The 19,987-nt window shown below is 65.0% G+C and carries 17 protein-coding genes; 11 read left to right on the forward strand and 6 right to left on the reverse strand.

Features of this window, described 5'->3' with window-relative positions:
- Positions 1-90 precede the first annotated feature (90 nt).
- Positions 91-897, reverse strand: coding sequence for a uracil-DNA glycosylase (locus ACLFLU_RS11630; RefSeq protein ID WP_426412326.1), 807 nt, complete (start codon positions 895-897; stop codon positions 91-93).
- A 136-nt stretch (positions 898-1,033) separates the two neighbouring features.
- On the opposite strand from ACLFLU_RS11630, the gene ACLFLU_RS11635 reads away from it, so the two are divergent.
- The 3 genes from ACLFLU_RS11635 to ACLFLU_RS11645 all read left to right on the forward strand — a co-directional run bounded on the left by ACLFLU_RS11635 (position 1,034) and on the right by ACLFLU_RS11645 (position 5,705).
- A complete protein-coding gene (locus ACLFLU_RS11635; RefSeq protein WP_426412327.1) occupies positions 1,034-2,695 on the forward strand; it encodes an electron transfer flavoprotein-ubiquinone oxidoreductase in 1,662 nt (553 codons plus the stop codon).
- A gap of 302 nt (positions 2,696-2,997) precedes the next feature.
- A complete protein-coding gene (locus tag ACLFLU_RS11640) occupies positions 2,998-4,794 on the forward strand; it encodes a tetratricopeptide repeat protein (protein ID WP_426412328.1) in 1,797 nt (598 codons plus the stop codon).
- 26 nt (positions 4,795-4,820) lie between these two features.
- The gene (locus tag ACLFLU_RS11645; RefSeq protein ID WP_426412329.1) at positions 4,821-5,705 is read left to right on the forward strand and encodes a 4-(cytidine 5'-diphospho)-2-C-methyl-D-erythritol kinase; all 885 of its coding nucleotides are present in this window, start codon (positions 4,821-4,823) and stop codon (positions 5,703-5,705) included.
- Between the two features lie 110 nt (positions 5,706-5,815).
- Here ACLFLU_RS11645 and ACLFLU_RS11650 read toward each other — a convergent pair whose 3' ends face one another.
- The 4 genes from ACLFLU_RS11650 to ACLFLU_RS11665 all read right to left on the reverse strand — a co-directional run bounded on the left by ACLFLU_RS11650 (position 5,816) and on the right by ACLFLU_RS11665 (position 9,943).
- The gene (locus ACLFLU_RS11650) at positions 5,816-6,682 is read right to left on the reverse strand and encodes an alpha/beta fold hydrolase (protein WP_426412330.1); all 867 of its coding nucleotides are present in this window, start codon (positions 6,680-6,682) and stop codon (positions 5,816-5,818) included.
- Between the two features lie 93 nt (positions 6,683-6,775).
- Positions 6,776-8,038, reverse strand: coding sequence for a beta-ketoacyl-ACP synthase II (gene fabF, locus ACLFLU_RS11655; protein ID WP_426412331.1), 1,263 nt, complete (start codon positions 8,036-8,038; stop codon positions 6,776-6,778).
- A 1-nt stretch (position 8,039) separates the two neighbouring features.
- Positions 8,040-8,555: a winged helix-turn-helix transcriptional regulator gene (locus ACLFLU_RS11660; RefSeq protein ID WP_426412332.1), complete on the reverse strand. Its 516-nt coding sequence runs from the start codon at positions 8,553-8,555 to the stop codon at positions 8,040-8,042.
- A 380-nt stretch (positions 8,556-8,935) separates the two neighbouring features.
- The gene (locus ACLFLU_RS11665) at positions 8,936-9,943 is read right to left on the reverse strand and encodes a polyprenyl synthetase family protein (RefSeq protein WP_057757269.1); all 1,008 of its coding nucleotides are present in this window, start codon (positions 9,941-9,943) and stop codon (positions 8,936-8,938) included.
- Positions 9,944-10,071: 128 nt separating this feature from the next.
- On the opposite strand from ACLFLU_RS11665, the gene ACLFLU_RS11670 reads away from it, so the two are divergent.
- The 6 genes from ACLFLU_RS11670 (at position 10,072) to glyS (ending at position 15,749) form a co-directional block, all read left to right on the forward strand.
- A complete protein-coding gene (locus ACLFLU_RS11670) occupies positions 10,072-10,299 on the forward strand; it encodes a DUF2007 domain-containing protein (RefSeq protein WP_027529147.1) in 228 nt (75 codons plus the stop codon).
- Positions 10,292-11,059, forward strand: a complete 768-nt coding sequence (locus tag ACLFLU_RS11675) for a tRNA1(Val) (adenine(37)-N6)-methyltransferase (RefSeq protein WP_426412333.1) — start codon at positions 10,292-10,294, stop codon at positions 11,057-11,059. Before ACLFLU_RS11670 ends, ACLFLU_RS11675 begins: the two co-directional genes overlap by 8 nt.
- A gap of 216 nt (positions 11,060-11,275) precedes the next feature.
- Positions 11,276-12,184 carry a S49 family peptidase gene (locus ACLFLU_RS11680; RefSeq protein ID WP_426412334.1) on the forward strand — a complete coding sequence of 303 codons (909 nt, stop codon included), beginning with the start codon at positions 11,276-11,278 and terminating at the stop codon, positions 12,182-12,184.
- A 107-nt stretch (positions 12,185-12,291) separates the two neighbouring features.
- Positions 12,292-12,483: a hypothetical protein gene (locus ACLFLU_RS11685; RefSeq protein ID WP_008131462.1), complete on the forward strand. Its 192-nt coding sequence runs from the start codon at positions 12,292-12,294 to the stop codon at positions 12,481-12,483.
- A 231-nt stretch (positions 12,484-12,714) separates the two neighbouring features.
- On the forward strand, positions 12,715-13,650 hold the full coding sequence (locus ACLFLU_RS11690; RefSeq protein WP_018323356.1) for a glycine--tRNA ligase subunit alpha: 936 nt from the start codon (positions 12,715-12,717) through the stop codon (positions 13,648-13,650).
- Positions 13,650-15,749, forward strand: a complete 2,100-nt coding sequence (gene glyS / locus ACLFLU_RS11695) for a glycine--tRNA ligase subunit beta (RefSeq protein WP_426412335.1) — start codon at positions 13,650-13,652, stop codon at positions 15,747-15,749. Before ACLFLU_RS11690 ends, glyS begins: the two co-directional genes overlap by 1 nt.
- Positions 15,750-15,991: 242 nt before the next feature.
- Here glyS and ACLFLU_RS11700 read toward each other — a convergent pair whose 3' ends face one another.
- The gene (locus tag ACLFLU_RS11700) at positions 15,992-16,345 is read right to left on the reverse strand and encodes a DUF1236 domain-containing protein (protein ID WP_426412336.1); all 354 of its coding nucleotides are present in this window, start codon (positions 16,343-16,345) and stop codon (positions 15,992-15,994) included.
- 221 nt (positions 16,346-16,566) lie between these two features.
- Between ACLFLU_RS11700 and ACLFLU_RS11705 the strand changes: the two genes are divergently transcribed.
- Both ACLFLU_RS11705 and ppdK read left to right on the forward strand, forming a co-directional pair.
- A complete protein-coding gene (locus ACLFLU_RS11705) occupies positions 16,567-16,722 on the forward strand; it encodes a DUF3096 domain-containing protein (RefSeq protein ID WP_084291949.1) in 156 nt (51 codons plus the stop codon).
- 96 nt (positions 16,723-16,818) lie between these two features.
- On the forward strand, positions 16,819-19,767 hold the full coding sequence (gene ppdK / locus ACLFLU_RS11710; protein ID WP_426412337.1) for a pyruvate, phosphate dikinase: 2,949 nt from the start codon (positions 16,819-16,821) through the stop codon (positions 19,765-19,767).
- The last annotated feature ends 220 nt before the right edge of the window (positions 19,768-19,987 follow it).

A 19,987-nucleotide genomic window follows, 5' to 3' on the forward strand; every position in this document is an offset into this window, starting at 1 on the left:
CTTGCGACGAAGCAATCCAGAATCCCTCCGCAGAAAGATTCTGGATTGCTTCGCTGCGCTCGCAATGACGGGGAGGGAGCGGTCCGCCCCTTACGAGCCCGCCAGCACCTTCGCGATCGACCGCAAGTCCTGCCACGCCAGCCGCTTGTAGGACGGCGAGCGCAAGAGGTAGGCCGGGTGGAAGGTCGGTAGCGCGCGGATGGTGCGCTGGCCGGTGTCGTAATCGAACCAGCGTCCGCGCGTGCGCATAATTCCCTCGCGGGTCGAGAGCAGCGTCTGCGTCGAGGGATTGCCGAGCGTCACCAGCACATCGGGGTTCACCAGCTCAATATGGCGCTGGATGAAGGGCAGGCAGATTTGCGTCTCCTGCGGCGTCGGCGTGCGGTTGCCGGGCGGCCGCCAGGGAATGACGTTGGTAATGTAGGCCGCGGTGCGGTTCAGCCCGATCGCGCCGATCATGAGGTCGAGCAGCTTGCCGCTGCGCCCCACAAACGGCAGTCCCTCGATGTCCTCGTCGCGGCCCGGCGCCTCGCCGACGAACATGATGCGCGCCTGCGGATTGCCGTCGGCGAACACCAGCCGCGTCGCAGTGTGCTTGAGCGCGCAGCCCTCGAAGTTTTGCATGAGCTCGCGCAAGGCCTCGAGCGTTGGTGCGGTGCGCGCGGCCTCGCGGGCCGATGAAATGGCGACGTCGGGCGCCGGTGCGACCTCGCCGCGCATCACCGCAGGCGCGACGACAGGCCGCGGTGCCTCGACCGGCGCCGCGCGCGGCGCCGGCGCCGGCGCGTCCAATTCCGCCAGGCGGTCGACCGGTTCCTCCGCGAGCGCGCAGTCGACTCCGGCCTCCAGATAGAAGGCAAGAAGCTCTCGGACGGTGGGTGCGGGCTCGGGGATCATTTGGAAAGTCAGACTATTAGTTCATCTTAAGGCGCCTTGCATCCCAGCGGAACGCATTTCCGTGGTTGTCCTACCCGGAAAAATCGGAAACAAGGGAGCGCAAATGACGAGGAACCGTCTCAAGGGCTGAGATCAGATGAGCACCGAAGAACTTCCCCCGCGGGAATCGATGGAATTCGACGTCGTCATCGTCGGCGCCGGCCCCTCTGGCCTGGCTGCGGCGATCCGGCTGAAGCAGATCAATGCCGATCTCAACGTCGTCGTGGTGGAGAAGGGCTCCGAGGTCGGTGCGCACATCCTCTCCGGCGCCGTGATCGACCCGGCCGGGCTCGACAAGCTGATCCCGGACTGGCGCGAAGATTCCGATTGCCCGCTGAAGACGCAGGTCAAGGACGACCGCTTCTACTGGATGACGGCGGGTGCCGCGATCAAACTGCCTGGCTTCATGATGCCGCCGCTGATGGACAACCATCACTGCTATATCGGCTCGCTCGGTAATGTCTGCCGCTGGCTGGCGCGCAAGGCCGAGGCGCTCGGCGTCGAGATCTATCCGGGCTTTGCCGCCGCCGAAGTGCTCTATGACGAAAAGGGCGCGGTGAAGGGCATCGCCACCGGCGACATGGGCATCGGCCGCGACGGCAAGCCGAAGGATTCCTTCACCCGCGGCATGGAGTTGCTCGGCAAGTACACGCTGTTCGCCGAAGGCGCACGCGGCAGCCTGACCAAGCAGCTGATCGCCAAGTTCGCGCTCGATGCCAAGAGCGAGCCGGCGAAGTTCGGCATCGGCCTGAAGGAAGTCTGGCAGATCGATCCCGCCAAGCACCAGAAGGGCCTGATCCAGCATTCCTTCGGCTGGCCGCTCGACCTGAAGACCGGCGGTGGTTCGTTCCTCTATCATTACGACGACAACCTCGTCGCCGTCGGCTTCGTCGTGCATCTGAACTACGACGATCCGTACCTGTCGCCATTCGACGAGTTCCAGCGCTTCAAGACTCATCCGTCGATCCGCGGCACTTTCGAAGGTGCCAAGCGGCTTGCCTATGGCGCGCGCGCCATCACCGAGGGCGGCTACCAGTCGGTGCCGAAGCTGAGCTTCCCCGGCGGCGCGCTGATCGGCTGCGCGGCCGGCTTCGTCAACGTTCCCCGCATCAAGGGCGTGCACAACGCGATGGGCACCGGCATGCTCGCCGCTGAACATGTTGCAGCCGCGATCGCGGCCGATCGCGCCAACGACGAGATCGTCGACTACGAGAACGCCTGGCGGTCCTCGCCGGTCGGCAAGGATCTGTTCCTGGTCCGCAACGTCAAGCCGCTGTGGTCGAAGTTCGGCACCGTGCTTGGCGTCGCGCTCGGCGGCTTCGACATGTGGTTCAACACGCTGTTCGGCACCTCGCTGTTCGGCACGCAATCGCATGCCAAGCCCGATCGCGCGACGCTCGATCCGGCCAAGCAACACGCGCCCAAGAACTATCCGAAGCCGGACGGCAAGATCTCGTTCGACAAGCTGTCCTCGGTGTTCCTGTCCAACACCAATCACGAGGAAGATCAGCCGGTCCATCTCCGGGTGGCCGACATGAACCTGCAGAAGATGTCCGAGCATGACGTCTTCGCCGGTCCCTCGAACCGCTATTGCCCGGCCGGCGTCTATGAGTGGGTCGAGGAGGGCGCGAGCCCGCGCTACCAGATCAACGCCCAGAACTGCGTCCACTGCAAAACCTGCGACGTGAAGGACCCCAACGGCAACATCACCTGGGTTCCTCCAGAGGGCGGCGGCGGTCCGAACTACGAGGCGATGTAAGGACGCGGTCACAAAGCGTGAGCTGGCGCACGTTCGCGTGAGGACCCGGCTGCGGCCACCCGCCGCGGCCACGATAAGGCCATAGTAGCAGCGTCTTGGGCTCTCTTGACCGTCACTTGAACGGTTACTTGGCCGATTTGGGGTGTGCGGAGGGGATCGCCCGGTCCGAATCCTTGCGGCGAAGCGCCAAAAGCGGCATTGTCCGGACCCGACGGTTCCGGGTCCCATGTCGCCGGCCGCGTTCGTGTGCGAGACGGCCTTTTGCTTCAAACCCAGGCACTACTAACTCAAGGCGAGCCCTGATGTTTTCAAATCGTTTCAACCGCTGGACTGCTGCTGCCATCGCCCTTGCCGGCTCTGCGATCGTGGCGGTCCCGGGCGGAGTGCTGGCGCAGACGCCGGATCATCCGGCCGATACAGCGGCGCAGTTTCCGACCCGAAACGATCTGAAGTCGCTCACCACCGCCGGCAGCTATCTCGCCGCCCGTCACGCCAGCGTCGAGCGCGACGCGACCTCGGCCGCCGCCTTCTACCGCTCCGCGCTGCGGACCGACCCCAAGAACAACGAGTTGCTCGACCGCGCGTTCATCGCCTCGGTCGGCGATGGTGATATCGAGGAAGCGGTGAAGCTCGCCGAGCGCATCCTCACGATCGACAAGACAAATCGCGTCGCGCGCCTCGTGGTCGGTGTGCATGATTTGAAGCTGAAGAAGTATCCGAGCGCGCAAAGCAACATCAACCAGTCGATTCGCGGACCGATCACCGATCTCGTCGCAACGCTGCTGTCCGGCTGGGCCGCCTATGGTGCGGGCGATGCCAAGGGCGCGGTCGCGACCATCGACAAGCTGGCGGGCCCGGAATGGTATCCGCTGTTCAAGGATCTGCACGCCGGCATGATCCTCGAGAACGCCGGCAAGGAGAAGGACGCGGGCGTCCGTTTCGAGCGCGCCTACAAGCTCGACGATTCCATGCTGCGCGTCAGCGAGGCCTATGCGCGCTGGCTGTCGCGCAACAAGGACGCCGCCTCGGCGACCGCGATCTATGAAGCCTTCGACAAGAAGCTGGCCCGTCATCCGCTGATCGTGGAAGGTCTGCGCGAGACCAAGGCCGGCAAGAAGATGCCGTCGCTGGTAGATTCCGCGCAGGCGGGTGCTGCCGAGGCGCTCTACGGCATCGGCGCCACGCTGACCCGTCGCGGCGGCGAGGATCTGGCGCTGGTCTATCTCCAGCTCGCGCTCTATCTCCAACCCAGTCACCCGCTCGCCTTGCTCTCGCTCGCCGACCTCTATGAATCGGTGAAGCGGCCGCAGATGGCGATCAAGATCTATGAGCGCGTGCCGTCGAGCTCGCCCTTGAAGCGCAACGCGCAGATCCAGCTCGCCATCGATCTGGATTCCGCCGACCGCACCGATGAGGCGATCAAGATCCTCAAGGGCGTGACCGCCGAGGACTCCAAGGACCTCGAAGCCATCATGGCCCTCGGCAATCTCGAGCGCGGCCGCAAGAAGTTCGGTGACTGCGGCGCGACCTATTCTCGGGGCATCGACGTGCTGCCGGCCGGCAACGACAAGGCCAACAGCGTCTGGTACTACTATCGCGGCATCTGCGAGGAGCGCTCCAAGGAGTGGGGCAAGGCCGAAGCCGACATGAAGAAGGCGCTCGAGCTGCAGCCCGACCAGCCGCATGTCCTCAACTATCTCGGCTATTCCTGGATCGACCAGGGCGTGAACCTCGACGAAGGCATGAAGATGATCAAGCGTGCCGTCGAGCAGCGGCCCGACGACGGCTACATCGTCGATTCCCTCGGCTGGGCCTATTACCGCATCGGCAATTACGAAGAGGCGGTGAAGAACCTCGAGCGCGCGATCGACCTCAAGCCCGAGGATCCGACCATCAACGACCATCTCGGCGACGCTTATTGGCGTGTCGGCCGCACGCTGGAAGCAAAATTCCAGTGGGCGCATGCCCGCGATCTCAAGCCCGAGCCGGACGATCTGCCGAAGATCGAGGCCAAGATCGCCAACGGCATGACGGATGACAATTCGAACTCTTCGGCTGCGCAGGCGGACAAGAAGAAGGACGACGGCAAGGGCGGTTGATCCAAGTAACTGGGGGCGTGTCGCCGATGCCGGCGTTGGTTGAAGAAGGGCGCGCGAAGGTCAATCTGAGCCTTCGCGTGGTCGGCCGTCGTGCCGACGGCTATCATGATCTCGAAAGTGTGGTTGCGTTTGCCGATTGTGCCGACCGGCTCACGCTGGAGCCGGGTGGCGAGCTCAGGCTTGCGACCACGGGGCCGCTTGCCGCGGCCTGCGGCGAGACATCGGACAATCTCGTATTCAAGGCCGCTAAGCTGTTGGCCGACGCGGTGCCGAATTTGAAGCTCGGCGCGTTCACGCTCGACAAGGTCTTGCCGGTCGCAGCCGGTATCGGCGGCGGTTCGGCCGATGCGGCGGCGGCGCTGCGCTTGCTCGCGCGCCTCAACAATTTGTCGCTCGATGATCCCCGTCTCCGGGAGGTCGCGCTCGCGACCGGCGCCGACGTGCCCGTGTGCCTGTTCTCGCGCGCCTGCGACATGACCGGCGTGGGCGAGCAATTGCTGCCGCTGGCATTGCCGAGCATGCCCTGCGTGATGGTCAATCCGCGCGTGCCGGTTGCGACCAAGGACGTGTTCCAGGAGTTGGGCCTGCGCAACGGCGAATTGCTGGTCGGCGCCACTGACGTCCTCGAATCTCCGGCCTGGCCGGAGCAGGGCGGGTCGATTGCCGATTGGGTCGATGTTCTCGAAACCGTCGCCAATGATCTCGAAGCCCCCGCGCTGCGCATCGAGCCTGTCATCGGCGACGTGCTGGGCGCTTTGCGCTCTTCCGCCGGCGTCAAGCTGGCGCGGATGTCCGGCTCGGGCGCGACGTGCTTTGCGATCTACGGCGCGTCCGCTGAGGCGCATGCCGCGGCCGAGACAATTCGGCACGACCACCCCGGCTGGTGGGTGCACGCGGGGACGTTGAGCTAGGCGTGATTGCCGCAGTGCCGTAGCCCGGATGGAGCACAGCGCAATCCGGGTTGCTTCAGCGCCATCGGTCCCTGGATTACGCTGCGCTTCATCCGGGCTACGAGTCCGAGCTAGCCACCGGCAAGCCCAAGAAACTGCCGGATCTCACCCAGCACCTCATCCGTCTTGTCATGCTGCAGCCAGTGCCCGGCACCGGCGATGGTCTTGATGCGCGCCTGCTGGAAATAGCGCTCCAGGCCGGCCGACCGCGCGCCCGCGAGAAAACTTTCCCCGGCATTGAGCAGCAGCGTCGGACAGGCGATGCGCGACCACAGCGCGACGTGGTCGTCCGGCCAGAGCCGGTGCGGCGCGGAAGCGCGCTGATAGGGATCGAACTTCCAGCTATAGGTGCCATCGTCGTTCTGTCGCGCGCCGTGCGTTGCAAGATGCAGCGCGAGGTCGCGGGCGAGGCGCTTGTTGTGAAGCACCATCTGCGCGGCCGCGTCCTCGAGGGTCGCGTAGCGGCGCGGGGTTCGGTCGTGCAGCCTGTCGAGCTGGCTGACCCATTTTCCGATGCGCTCATGCGTCGGCGGCTTGGGTGAATCAGGCAACATCGTCACGCCGTCGAGAACGACGAGCTTCGTGACCTGCTCGGGGAATGAGCCTGAAAAGATCAGACTCACCATGCCGCCCATCGAATGGCCGATGAGCGTCACTGGAGGCGTTGCGATGCTGCGGACGAGCTGGGCGAGATCGTAGACATACTCCGTCAGCGCGTAGCTGCCGCCCTTGGTCCAGTCGGAATCGCCGTGGCCGCGCAAATCGGGCGCGATCACATGAAAATGCGGTTGCAGCGAGCTGGCGATGGCATCCCAGCTCCGGCAGTGATCGCGGCCGCCATGGACCAGGATGAGGGACGGCGCGTCCTCATTGCCCCAATCGGCATAATGCAGCCGCAGGCCATGCGATTCATAGTAGCGACTTTGCGGAACGAGCATCGTGCCGCGATCCTCTTCGGCTGGTGGAATGGACAAGAACGGGATTGGAGTAACCCGTCGCCTGCCGCTGGACAAGCGATGCAAGTCCTCGCGTTAGCCCAAGCGGCGGAGGATCACGCTCGCGTTCACCCCGCCGAAGCCGAATCCGTTGGAGATCGCGTGGAGCATCGGCATCGGCCGTGCGCTGCCTGCGACAATGTCGATGCCGTCCGCGTTTGCGTCCGGGTTCTCAAAATTGAGCGTCGGTGGCGCGATCTGGTCGCGCAAGGCGAGCACGGTGAAAATCGCCTCCAGGCCACCGGCGGCACCGAGCAGATGGCCTGTGGCCGATTTGGTCGCGCTGACCGCGATTGTCTTCGCGCGGCCGAACAGCGCAGCGATCGCGCCGAGCTCGCTCTCGTCGCCGGCCGGCGTCGACGTCGCGTGCGCGTTGAGGTGCTGCAGATCCGCCGGCGCAAGGTTTGCCTGCCGCAGCGCGATCTCCATGGCGCGGCGAGCGCCGTCGCCGTCGGGCGGACCGGACGTCATGTGATAGGCGTCCGCCGTGGTGCCATATCCGACGATCTCGGCGATCGGCGTGGCGCCGCGCGCGCGCGCATGTTCCAGTTCCTCGATCACCAGAATGCCGGCGCCTTCGCCCATGACAAAACCGTCGCGGTCGCGATCGAACGGGCGCGAGGCGCGCGCGGGCTCGTCGTTGAAGGAGCTCGACAGCGCGCGTGCTGCTGCAAAGCCGCCGAGGCTGACGATATCGACGCAGGCTTCCGCGCCGCCGCAGATCGCGACATCTACTTCGCCCGCGCGGATCATGCGCGCGGCATCGCCAATCGCCTGTACGCCGGCGGCACACGCCGTGACCGGTGTGCCCAGCGCGCCCTTGTAGCCGTATTTGATCGAGACGTGGCCGGCGGCGAGGTTGGCGAGAAACGAGGGGATCGTGAACGGCGAGAGCCGGCGCGGGCCGCGCTGCTCGGTGATACGCACGGCCTCTGCCATGGCCGGAAAGCCGCCGACGCCGGAGCCGATGATGGTCGCAGTCCGCTCCAGTGCCGCAGCACCTTGCGGGGCCCATTTGGCTTGCGCGACCGCTTCTGCGGTTGCGAGCAGCGCAAACAGGATGAAGCGGTCCATCTTGCGCTGATCTTTTGGTGCGGCGGCCTCTGCCGGGTCAAAACCGCCATCGGCATCGTCGGCCTTGTCGGGCACGAGACCGGCAATGCGTGCGGGCAGCGCCTGCGACCATTGGGGTAGCGTGCGCAACCCGCTCTGTCCGGCGAGCAGCCGGCGCCAGGACAACTCGACACCACAGCCGAGCGGCGACACCGCGCCCATTCCCGTCACGACGATACGACGCATGTCAGTCTCCAGCCGGCACGATCGCCGGGTTCATGGCTTTGAGCGAAGTGAGCCGCCGCCGCATCAGGCGGCTCGCGCCGGGGCCTGCGATCACCACCGCATTGGCGAGCGTGATTGGCCGCCGATCGGCGGCATCGACCACGACCGGATCGAGCGGCCGGCGATCGTCCCGGTTCGCCAGCAGGATGGATTCGCCCTTCGGCGCGAGATGCCTGTTGCCCCATGCGAGCAGCGTGGCGATCACGGGGAAGAAATCCCGCGCCTTGTCCGTCAGCACATATTCGTAACGCGGCGGTCGCTCGTGATAGCGGCGGCGGTCGAACATGCCGGTCTTGGTGAGATGGGCGAGACGTCGCGACAGGATGTTAGGCGCGATGCCGAGATTGCGCTCGAACTCGTCAAACCGCATCGAGCCCTGGAACGCATCCCGGAGGATCAAAATGCTCCACCACTCGCCAACCGTCTCCACGGCGCGGCCGACCGGGCATTCCAGGATCGAGGGGGATTTGGGCTGCATGCCGGGAAGGTAGGAGAGTGGCTTGCAAAATGCAAGTTACGGGGCAGGCGGGGGCGATTTGAGATGTGAATTGGTGAACGAACGCCGTGCGCCATATTCCGTCATTGCGAGCGTAGCGAAGCAATCCAGAGTCCCTCCGCGGAAAGATTCTGGATTGCTTCGCTGCGCTCGCAATGACGGTGTTGATGCCGTGGTGACGCTATCTCGCAGGCGTCGTCCCGGCGGAGGCCGGGACCCATAACCACAGGAAGCGGTTTGGCGAAGATTCTTAGTTCGGTACCTCTACCGACCGCAATCGATAGATTCCGCGGTATGGGTCCCGGCCTTCGCCGGGACGACAGCGAGAGTGCCGCAGCGGTGCGCGCTGAAAACGTGCAGCCCTAATGCGACCGCGCCAGGCAGAACGCCACCACCTGCTCCAGCGCGCTCTTCATCGGCGAGGACGGGAACAGCGCCAGCGCGTCGACGGCCATGGCACCGTAGTGCTGGGCGCGGCTCAGCGTGTCCTCGAGCGCGCGGTGCTTGTTCATCAAGCCGATGGCGTGGTCGAGATCGCTGTCGCCGATTTCGCCTCGCTCGAGCGCCTTGATCCAGAACGCGCGCTCGGTGTCGTTGCCGCGGCGGAAGGCGAGCACGACCGGCAGCGTGATCTTGCCTTCGCGGAAATCATCGCCGGTGTTCTTGCCGAGCTTTGCGCTCTTGCCGCCATAGTCGAGCACGTCGTCGACCAGCTGGAAGGCGATGCCGAGATTCATGCCGACCGAACGGCAGGCGGTCTGCTCGGCCTTCGGACGGTTGGCGATCACGGGGCCGACCTCGCAGGCGGCTGCAAACAGCTCGGCGGTCTTGCCGCGGATCACGGCGAGATATTCGTCCTCGGTGGTCGCGGTGTTCTTGGCGGCGGCCAGCTGCATCACCTCGCCCTCGGCGATGGTGGCGGCGGCCGCGGAGAGGATGTCGAGCGCGCGCAGCGAGCCGACCTCGACCATCATGCGGAAGGCCTGGCCGAGCAGGAAGTCGCCGACCAGCACGCTGGCCTCGTTGCCCCAGAGCATACGTGCCGACAGCTTGCCGCGGCGCATCTCGCTCTCGTCGACGACGTCGTCGTGGAGCAGGGTCGCGGTGTGCATGAACTCGACGGAGGCAGCCAGCTTGATGTGGCCGTCGCCGGTGTAGCCGGCCAGATTGGCCATGGCGAGCGTGAGCATCGGCCGCAGGCGCTTGCCGCCGGAGGAGATCAGATGGTTGGCGACCTCCGGGATCATGGTCACGTCCGACCCGGTGCGCGACAGGATCGTGGCGTTGACGCGCTCCATATCAGGGGCGACAAGGGCAACCAGCTCTTCGATCGACGCGCCGGGAGTTTCGAAAGGTACGATGACGGCCACGCCGGTCTCCAATATTTGCCCCGGAGGGGCTATTCTGATGGAAAGACAATAGAAACTGGACGGGGATGCGGCAAGGCCTGTGGAACCATTGACATTTGCCGCTCACCCTTTTCAGGCAGGAGGCTCGTTTGCGTGAACTGGTTCGGACCAACGATATCGTGCTGGTGTCGGCGATCGGCGCGCTGCTCGACGGCGCCAACATCCATCATCTGGTGCTGGACCAGAATATGAGCATCATCGAGGGCTCGCTCGGCGTCCTGCCGCGACGGATCCTGGTCCATGAGGACGACGCCATCGAGGCCCGGCAACTCCTGACCGAGGCCGGCCTCAGCCACGAACTGCGCGGCGATGATTGACGTCGTCACAGATCTCACCGAGGACGCCTTTCTCGGCGGGCAGCTGCTCCTGAGGCAGAAGCGAGCCGGCCATCGCGCCGGGCACGACGCCATCCTGCTTGCGGCTGCGACCGGGGCCCAAAAAGGCGACCGTGTTGTCGATCTCGGCGCCGGCATCGGTACGGCCGGGCTGGCGCTAGCCCGGCGCGTGGCCGGGATTGACCTCCGTCTCATCGAGATCGATCCGGAACTGGCCGGGCTCGCGCGCGCCAATGCGGCCACGAATGCGATTGCCGCGGAGGTGATTGTGCTCGACGTCACGGCGGATGCGCAGGCTTTTGCGGCACACGGGCTCATGCCCGACAGCGCCGACTGCGTGTTGATGAACCCGCCATTCAACGATTCTACGCGGCACCGTGGCTCGCCGGACCAGGCGCGTCACACCGCGCATGTCGCGACCGAGGAGACGCTCAATGCGTGGGTGCATGCGGCGCGTCGCATCCTTCGATCGAATGGCGTGCTGACCCTGATCTGGCGTGCGGATGGAATCGCGGAGGTTTTGGCAGCGCTGTCACGCGGCTTCGGCAGCGTGTCGGTCCTGCCGATTCATGGCGAAGCGGGACGTCCTGCGATCCGAGTGCTGGTGCGCGCGGTCAAGGGAGGACGGGCGCCGACGCGATTGCTGCCGGGCCTCATGCTCAATGATGAGTCACACGTGCCCAAAAAAGAGGTGAGGACTATTCTGGAGGGGAGAGCGGTCTTGCCGCTGGCGGAGCCGTGACGGCTTATTGGGGAAGCGATTTCGACTGCTGTTCCGGCTGGGACGTAAAGCGAATCGCCGTGAAAAGCGCGCCGATCAGCATCAACAGCAGATAGACCTTCATGTCGCTTCCTCCGCTGCCTCATTGCAGCTTCCCTACGGGCAAACTGCAAAACACGTTCCAGGCACTTTCAATGACAGTCGCGTGATAAGAAATGATTAACCAGAGGTAAGGGCATGGCCGAACAATTGAACGATCGCGAAAATTCCGGCCTGGCCGACAAGCTCATGCAATATCTGCCGGCGCGCTTCCGCCCCGGTGCTGCGGTGGTGCCGGTGGTGCGGCTGTCCGGCGTCATCGGCGCGGTGACGCCGCTGCGTCCGGGCATGACGCTGGCGGGCGTCGCGCGGGTGCTGGAGCGGGCCTTTTCGGTCCGCAACGCCAAGGCGGTGGCGCTGGTGATCAATTCGCCCGGCGGCTCGCCGGTGCAGTCGCGCCAGATCTATCTGCGCATCAAGCAGCTCGCGGCGGAGAAGAAGCTGCCCGTGCTGGTGTTCGTCGAGGACGTCGCGGCCTCCGGCGGCTACATGATCGCCTGCGCGGGCGACGAGATTTTCTGCGATCCGTCCTCGATCCTCGGCTCGATCGGCGTGGTCGGCGGCAGCTTCGGCTTCCAGGAGGCGATCAAGCGGCTCGGCATCGAGCGGCGCCTCTACACGGCCGGCGCCCACAAGGCGATGCTCGATCCGTTCCTGCCCGAAAACCCCGACGACGTCGCCAAGCTGAAGGCGCTTCAGCGCGAGATCCACCAGATCTTCATCGCCTTGGTGAAGGAGAGCCGCGGCGCGCGGTTGAAGGGTGCGGACGACAGCCTGTTCACCGGCGAGTACTGGGCCGGCGAGACGTCGATCGCACTCGGGCTCGCCGACGGCATCGGCGATATCCGCTCAACTCTTCGTGCCCGCTACGGCGAGAAGGTTCTCACCCCTGTGATTGCGCAGCCGACCGGCCTGCTGTCCGGTCTGTTGGGGCGGAAATCGCCCGGCGCGGGCCAGCTTTCGGCCCTGGAATCAATGGCTGGGCTGCCCGACGAGCTGATCTCGGCGGTCGAGACGCGGGCGATTTGGGCGAAATTCGGGTTCTAGGCAAAGGCCCTCCCGCGCCATTTGGTCCGACCCGAGCCAATTGCGGCGGGGCCCGGTCTGCGCAAGAATGTGCGTGGGGGCTGAGCATTGTGAACAAGGATCGACCGATGCCGCCGTTCGTCGCTTTCGCGGGCGTCCTGGGCGGGCTTGCCGTGGTCCGCTGGGCCTACAAGACCGCTGTCCGGATCAACCAGGAGCTGGAGGAGATGCGCCTCTCGCGCGTCGCCGAGGCCGCCCATATGGGGAATATCCAGACGTTGAAGCGTGACCCCGTGACCGGAGCGTATCGCCCGGGTTAGCTCTCTCCGCACGCACGGTGCGCCCCCTCTCCCGCTTGCGGGGGAGGGTTGGGGAGGGGGTATCTCCGCGGGGCGAGACCGCCCCAGAGGACAGAGCCCTCACCCGCGCCTTCGGCGCGACCTCTCCCGCAAGCGGGAGAGGTAAGAAGCGCCCCTTTGCCTTGATTCCCACCCCCGCCGTCGATACGGTCCCGCGCGATTCAAAACCCCCCGCGAGAGCCTGATCTGACGATGGACGCCTCATTGCCCGCCCATATGCGCCCGGAACGCTCGTTCCAGGGTTTTATCCTCGCGCTCCAGCGGTTCTGGGCCGAGCAGGGCTGCGTGATCCTGCAGCCCTACGACATGGAGATGGGCGCGGGGACCTTCCATCCGGCGACCACCTTGCGCGCGCTCGGGCCAAAGCCCTGGAATGCCGCCTATGTGCAGCCCTCTCGCCGGCCCAAGGACGGCCGCTACGGCGAGAATCCGAACCGGATGCAGCACTACTACCAGTTCCAGGTGATCATGAAGCCGTCGCCGCCGAACCTTCAGGAGCTGTACCTGAAGTCGCTCGCCGCGATCGGCATCGATTCCGCCGTGCACGACATCCGCTTCGTCGAGGACGATTGGGAGAGCCCGACGCTGGGCGCCTGGGGCCTGGGGTGGGAGTGCTGGTGCGACGGAATGGAAGTCAGCCAGTTCACCTATTTCCAGCAGGTCGCGGGTTTTGAATGCGCGCCGGTTGCGGGCGAGCTCACCTACGGGCTCGAGCGCCTCGCGATGTATGTGCAGGGCGTCGATCGCGTCTACGACCTCAATTTTAATGGCCGCGAGGGTGACGCCAAGGTGACGTATGGCGATGTCTTCCTGCAGGCCGAGCGGGAATATTCGAAGCACAATTTCGAAGTCGCCGACACCGCGATGCTGTTCGAGCAGTTCAAGATGGCGGAAGCGGCCTGCCGGAAATATCTCGATGCAGGCTGGAAGGATGACAAGCGCGAGGCGCATCTGATGGCGCTGCCGGCCTATGACCAGTGCATCAAGGCGAGCCACGTCTTCAACCTTTTGGACGCGCGCGGCGTGATCTCGGTGACCGAGCGGCAGAGCTACATTCTTCGCGTGCGTGAGCTGGCCAAGGCCTGTGGCGAAGCCTGGATCCATACCGAAGCGGGCGGAGCGGCCTGATGCCCGATCTTTTGCTTGAACTGTTCTCGGAAGAAATCCCCGCGCGCATGCAGGCCAAGGCGGCCGACGATCTGCGCCGCCTGGTCACCGAGAAGCTCGTCGCCGAAGGCCTCGTCTATGAGGGCGCAAAGGCCTTCGCGACGCCGCGCCGTCTTGCGCTTACCGTGCACGGCATTCCTGCGCGCCAGCCTGACCTGAAGACCGAACGCCGTGGACCGAAGGTCGGCGGCCCCGATGCCGCCGTGCAGGGCTTTCTGAAAGCGACAGGTCTGAAGTCGCTGGATGAGGCCAAGATCCAGCGCGACCCCAAGGGCGATTTCTACATCGCGCTGATCGAGAAGGCCGGGCGTGATGCGATCGACGTGCTCGCGGAAATCCTGCCCGTCATCATCCGTACCTTCCCCTGGCCGAAATCGATGCGCTGGGGCGCGCGCTCCGGCAAGCCAGGCTCGCTGAGCTGGGTGCGTCCGCTGCACGCGATCACCGCGACCTTCGGGCCCGAGACGGAAGAGCCTGATGTCGTGAAATTCTCGGTCGACGGTATCGAGACCGGCCAGACCACCTACGGCCATCGCTTCATGGCACCAGCCGCGATTTCCGTGCGCCGCTTCGAGGACTACGAAGCCAAGCTGAAGGCCGCGAAGGTCATTCTCGATCCGCAGGCGCGCAAGGACATCATCTTTGCCGACGCCAAGGAATTGACGTTTGCGCAAGGCTTCGAGCTGGTCGAGGATCAGGTGCTGCTGGACGAGGTGTCGGGCCTCGTCGAATGGCCCGTCGTCATGATGGGGTCGTTCGAAGCGGAATATCTCGCGATCCCGGACGAGGTGATCCGCGCCACCATCCGCAACAACCAGAAGTGCTTTGTGGTCAAGGATCCCAAGACGGGGAAGCTGACCAACAAATTCGTCCTCACTGCCAATATCGAGGCGACCGACGGCGGCAAGGTCATCGTATCAGGCAACGAGCGCGTGATCCGACCGCGGCTGTCGGATGCGAAATTCTTCTACGAGACCGACCTGAAGACGAAGCTCGAGGACCGCCTGCCGAAGTTCGAGCAGATCGTGTTCCACGAGAAGCTCGGCACCCAGGCCGTGCGCATCAAGCGCATCGAGCGTCTCGCCGCCGAGATCGCGCCGCTGGTCGGCGCCGATGTCGCCAAGGCGACGCGCGCTGCGCATCTCGCAAAGGCTGATTTGCTGACCGAAGTCGTCGGCGAATTCCCTGAGGTGCAGGGCTTGATGGGCAAGTATTACGCTCTGGCGCAAGGCGAGGACGCGTCCGTCGCTGCCGCCTGCGAGGAGCACTACAAGCCGCAAGGGCCTGCGGATCGCGTGCCGACCGATCCGGTCAGCGTTGCGGTCGCGCTTGCCGACAAGATCGATACGCTCGTTGGATTCTGGGCCATCGACGAGAGGCCGACGGGATCGAAGGACCCGTATGCGCTGCGTCGCGCGGCGTTGGGCGTTATTCGCTTGATTGCCGAGAACGCGCTTCGGTTGTCGCTGATGAAGGTGGCCGCGTCCGCACTCGCCGGCCTATCGGTGAAGCCTGCGGATGCGCCGAAGCTCCCGGTCGATCTGCTCGCCTTCTTCGCTGACCGTCTCAAGGTGCAGCTCCGCGAGCAGGGCGCGCGTCACGATCTCGTCGACGCCGTGTTCGCGCTCGGCGGGCAGGACGATCTGCTGATGATCGTCCGCCGCGTCGAGGCGCTCGGCAAGTTCCTTGAGACCGACGACGGCAAGAACCTGCTCGCCGGCATCAAGCGCGCGAGCAATATCCTTGGCATCGAAGAGAAGAAGGACAAGCGCAGCTTCGACGGTGCTCCTGATGCTGCGCTCTACAGCCTCGGCGAAGAGAGGGCGCTGGCCAAGGCGATCGGCGAGGTGAAGGCGGAAGCCAGCGCTGCGGTCGCGAAGGAAGACTTTGCCGCGGCGATGAGCGCGATGGCCAAGCTGCGCCCGCCGGTCGATGCGTTCTTCGACAAGGTGCGCGTCAACGACGACGATGCGAAGGTGCGCGAGAACCGCCTGAAGCTGCTCAACGAGATCCGCAGCGCCACGCGTGCAGTGGCGGACTTCTCGAAGATCCAGGATTGATAGGTCTTGTGCCCCGGACGCAGCGCAGCGCCACTTGGCGGTGCGCTGCAGAGCCGGGGCCCATGCAGCCGCGTGCTCGTAGCTTCTGGGTCCTGGGTCGCGCTTCGCTTGCCCGGGACACGAAGGAACAAAAAAGCCCCGCCCGGTGGGGGAAGACCGGGCGGGGCCTGATGTCCGACTACGCAATGCGCGTCAGCCTGATTGATATGACGCGCCGGACATCTAGTTGATGCTTGAGAGCGCTAGTCCATCACCTCGACGATGCGGCGCGAGCGCGGCTCGACCAGCACGGTCGCGCCGTTCACGACGGTGTAGCGATAGGTCGTCGCGCCGAAACGTTGCGGTACGTCATAATAGGTGACGCCGGTCTCGGGTAAGGTGGCGCCGACCACCACGCGATCCGGAATGCTGAAGGCGGGCACGCGTTGTTCGACGACATAGTCACGGAAAGCCGGCCGCTGCTCGATTGCAATGGTTGGGCCGCTATCGACCACGACAGGCGCACGTCCCACCGTGATCCCGGTTTGCGCCTGCGCCGCGATCGGCGAGCCGAGCGCGACGCCAAGCGCTGCGAGGGCGAGAATCCTGTTCCGCATGGGCAACTCCTTCGAATTGATTTCAGCCGGCGCCAGTGGCGCGACCGGTTGCCAATGCTGCGGCGCGCGTGATGTTCCGGAAAAGGCCTGCCGCATACGCGGCAATTTCGGGCAGTTTTCGCGAAGCAGGGAACCCGTCGCCGCCTCGCGCGTCTCTACCCGCGGAACCGGGTCCGCTATGATCCGCCGGCGATTCGCCTCACGCCACAGGAAGACTTTTCATGCATCTCACCATCGCCCACATCTCGCCGATCCTGTCGCTGATTGCGGGTGTGCTCATTCTGATCATGCCGCGCCTTCTCAACCTGATCGTTGCGATCTTTCTCATCATCAATGGTGCGATCGGGCTCGGTTTATTGAAGTGGCTCCATCTCTAGGCCTTCATTTTCCGGAACTCTTCGACTTGCGCGCGCCTGCCCAAAGTGGTGTAAGGCGCGCGATTTCCCATTCCTCTCGCAGGTTGTGTGCAAGCTATGGCCAAAGCCGCCTCGAAGCCTAATAAAACTGCAGCGAAATCAAAGCCTTCCGCCAAGGCGAAGGCCGCACCGGCGGCCCGCAAGGCGCTTCCCAAGAGCGCCGTGAAGAGCGCCCCGAAGCCGGTCGCCAAGGCTGCAGCAAAGCCTGCAGCGAAGTCCGCTGCCAAACCGGCCGCGAAGGCTGTGACTAAGCCGGCCACACCGAAGGTGGCCGCTAAGGTCGCTGCGAAGGCTGCGCCTGCCAAGGCGGCCCCGGCCGCAATCAAGGCCGGCAAGTGGGTCTATACGTTCGGCGACGGCAAGGCCGAGGGCCGCTCCGAGATGCGCGACCTGCTCGGCGGCAAGGGCGCCAATCTCGCCGAGATGGCCAATCTCGGCCTGCCGGTGCCTCCGGGCTTCACCATTCCGACTTCGGTCTGCACCTATTTCTATGCCCACGACAAATCCTATCCGAAGGAATTGCAGTCGCAGGTTGAGAAGGCGCTCGACTATGTCGGCAAGTTGACCGGCAAGGTGTTCGGCGACACCAAGAACCCGCTGCTCGTTTCCGTGCGCTCCGGCGCGCGCGCCTCGATGCCGGGCATGATGGACACCGTGCTCAATCTCGGCCTCAACGACGAGACCGTGGAAGCGCTGTCGGAGCTCTCGGGCGACCGCCGCTTCGCCTATGACAGCTACCGCCGCTTCATCACCATGTATTCGGACGTGGTGCTTGGCTTCGAGCATCATCACTTCGAGGAAATCCTCGACACATTCAAGGATAGCCAGGGCTATACGCTCGACACCGACCTCACCGCCGACGACTGGGTCGATCTGGTCGGCAAGTACAAGGACGCGGTCGCGCGCGAGACGGGCAAGGATTTCCCGCAGGATCCGCATGACCAGCTCTGGGGCGCGGTCGGCGCGGTGTTTTCATCCTGGATGAACGCGCGCGCGGTGACTTACCGCAAGCTGCACGACATTCCGGAATCCTGGGGCACCGCGGTCAACGTGCAGGCCATGGTGTTCGGCAACATGGGCGAGACCTCGGCGACCGGCGTTGCGTTCACCCGCAATCCCTCGACCGGTGAGAGCAAGCTCTACGGCGAGTTCCTGATCAACGCGCAGGGCGAGGACGTGGTGGCGGGCATCCGCACGCCGCAGGACATCACCGAAGAGGCGCGCAAGGAATCCGGCTCCGACAAGGCGTCGATGGAAGCGGCGATGCCGGAGGCCTTCAAGGAGCTGACGCGGATCTACACGCTGCTCGAGAAGCACTACCGCGACATGCAGGACATGGAGTTCACGGTCGAGCAGGGCAAGCTGTGGATGCTGCAGACCCGCGGCGGCAAGCGCACGGCGAAGGCCGCGCTGCGCATCGCGGTCGAGCTCGCCAATGAGGGCCTGATCACCAAGAAGGAAGCGGTGATGCGGATCGATCCCGCCTCGCTCGACCAGCTCCTGCATCCGACCATCGATCCCAACGCCAAGCGCGACGTGATCGCGACCGGCCTGCCGGCATCCCCGGGTGCGGCCTCCGGCGAGATCGTGTTCTCCTCGGACGAAGCGGCCAAGCTCCAGGGCGACGGACACAAGGTCATTCTGGTCCGCATCGAGACCAGCCCCGAAGACATCCACGGCATGCACGCCGCCGAAGGCATCCTGACCACCCGCGGCGGCATGACGTCGCACGCCGCAGTGGTCGCGCGCGGCATGGGCAAGCCGTGCGTCTCTGGCTGCGGCACCATCCGTGTCGATTACGGCCGCGGCACCATGAGCATCGGCTCGCGCACCTTCAAGGCCGGTGATGTCATCACCATCGACGGCTCGCTCGGCCAGGTGCTGGCCGGCCGCATGCCGATGATCGAGCCCGAGCTCTCCGGCGAGTTCGGCACGCTGATGAACTGGGCCGACCAGGTCCGCAAGATCGGCGTCCGCGTCAACGGCGATACGCCGGAGGACGCCCGCACCGCGATCAAGTTCGGCGCCGAAGGCATCGGCCTCTGCCGTACCGAGCACATGTTCTTCGAGGAGACGCGCATCCGCACGGTGCGCGAGATGATCCTCTCCGAGGACGAGCAGTCGCGTCGCGCCGCGCTTGCAAAACTGTTGCCGATGCAGCGAGCCGACTTCGTCGAGCTGTTCGAGATCATGAAGGGCCTGCCGGTCACGATCCGTCTGCTCGACCCGCCGCTGCATGAGTTCCTGCCGCACACCCATGCCGAGGTCGAGGAAGTGGCGCGCGCCATGAACACCGATCCGCGGCGTCTCGCCGACCGCGCGCGCGAGCTGTCGGAGTTCAATCCGATGCTCGGCTTCCGCGGCTGCCGCATCGCGATCGCCTATCCTGAGATCGCCGAGATGCAGGCACGTGCGATCTTCGAGGCTGCGGTCGAAGCCGAGAGGCGCACCGGCAAGGCCGTCGGCCTCGAGGTGATGGTGCCGCTGATCGCGACCAAGATGGAGCTCGACCTCGTCAAGGCGCGGATCGATGCGACGGCGAAGGCCGTGATGCGCGATACGAATACAAAACTCGCCTATCAGGTCGGCACCATGATCGAGCTGCCGCGCGCCTGCCTGCTCGCGGAGGAGATCGCCGAGAGCGCCGAGTTCTTCTCGTTCGGCACCAACGACCTGACGCAGACGACCTACGGCATCAGCCGCGACGACGCCGCGAGCTTCCTCGGTCCCTACGTGGCGAAGGGCATCCTCTCGATCGATCCCTTCATCTCGCTCGACCAGGAAGGCGTCGGCGAGCTCGTCAAGATCGGCGTCGCGCGCGGCCGCAAGACGCGCCCGAAGCTCAAGATGGGCATCTGCGGCGAGCACGGCGGCGACCCGGCCTCCGTTGCGTTCTGCCACAATGTCGGCCTCGACTACGTCTCGTGCTCGCCGTATCGCGTGCCGATCGCGCGGCTTGCTGCTGCGCAGGCGGCACTCGGCAAAGCGGTCGCGAGTCAGGCGTAAGACGAAGTGCAGGATTGAGATGAGAGAGGCGGGGCCAAACCCCGCCTCTTTCATTTGGCATACCGCTCTCTCCCCGCGTCATTGCGAGTGCAGCGAAGCAATCCAGGCCGCACACTCGCTGTCATCGCCCGCCTTGTGCGCGCTTGCGCACTGGGGCGGGCGATCCAGTACTCCGAGACGGCTGTGATTGAATCGAGGAGCCGCAGCGTACTGGATACCC

It is taken from the genome of Bradyrhizobium ganzhouense, assembly GCF_049949285.1.
Lineage (GTDB): Bacteria > Pseudomonadota > Alphaproteobacteria > Rhizobiales > Xanthobacteraceae > Bradyrhizobium > Bradyrhizobium ganzhouense.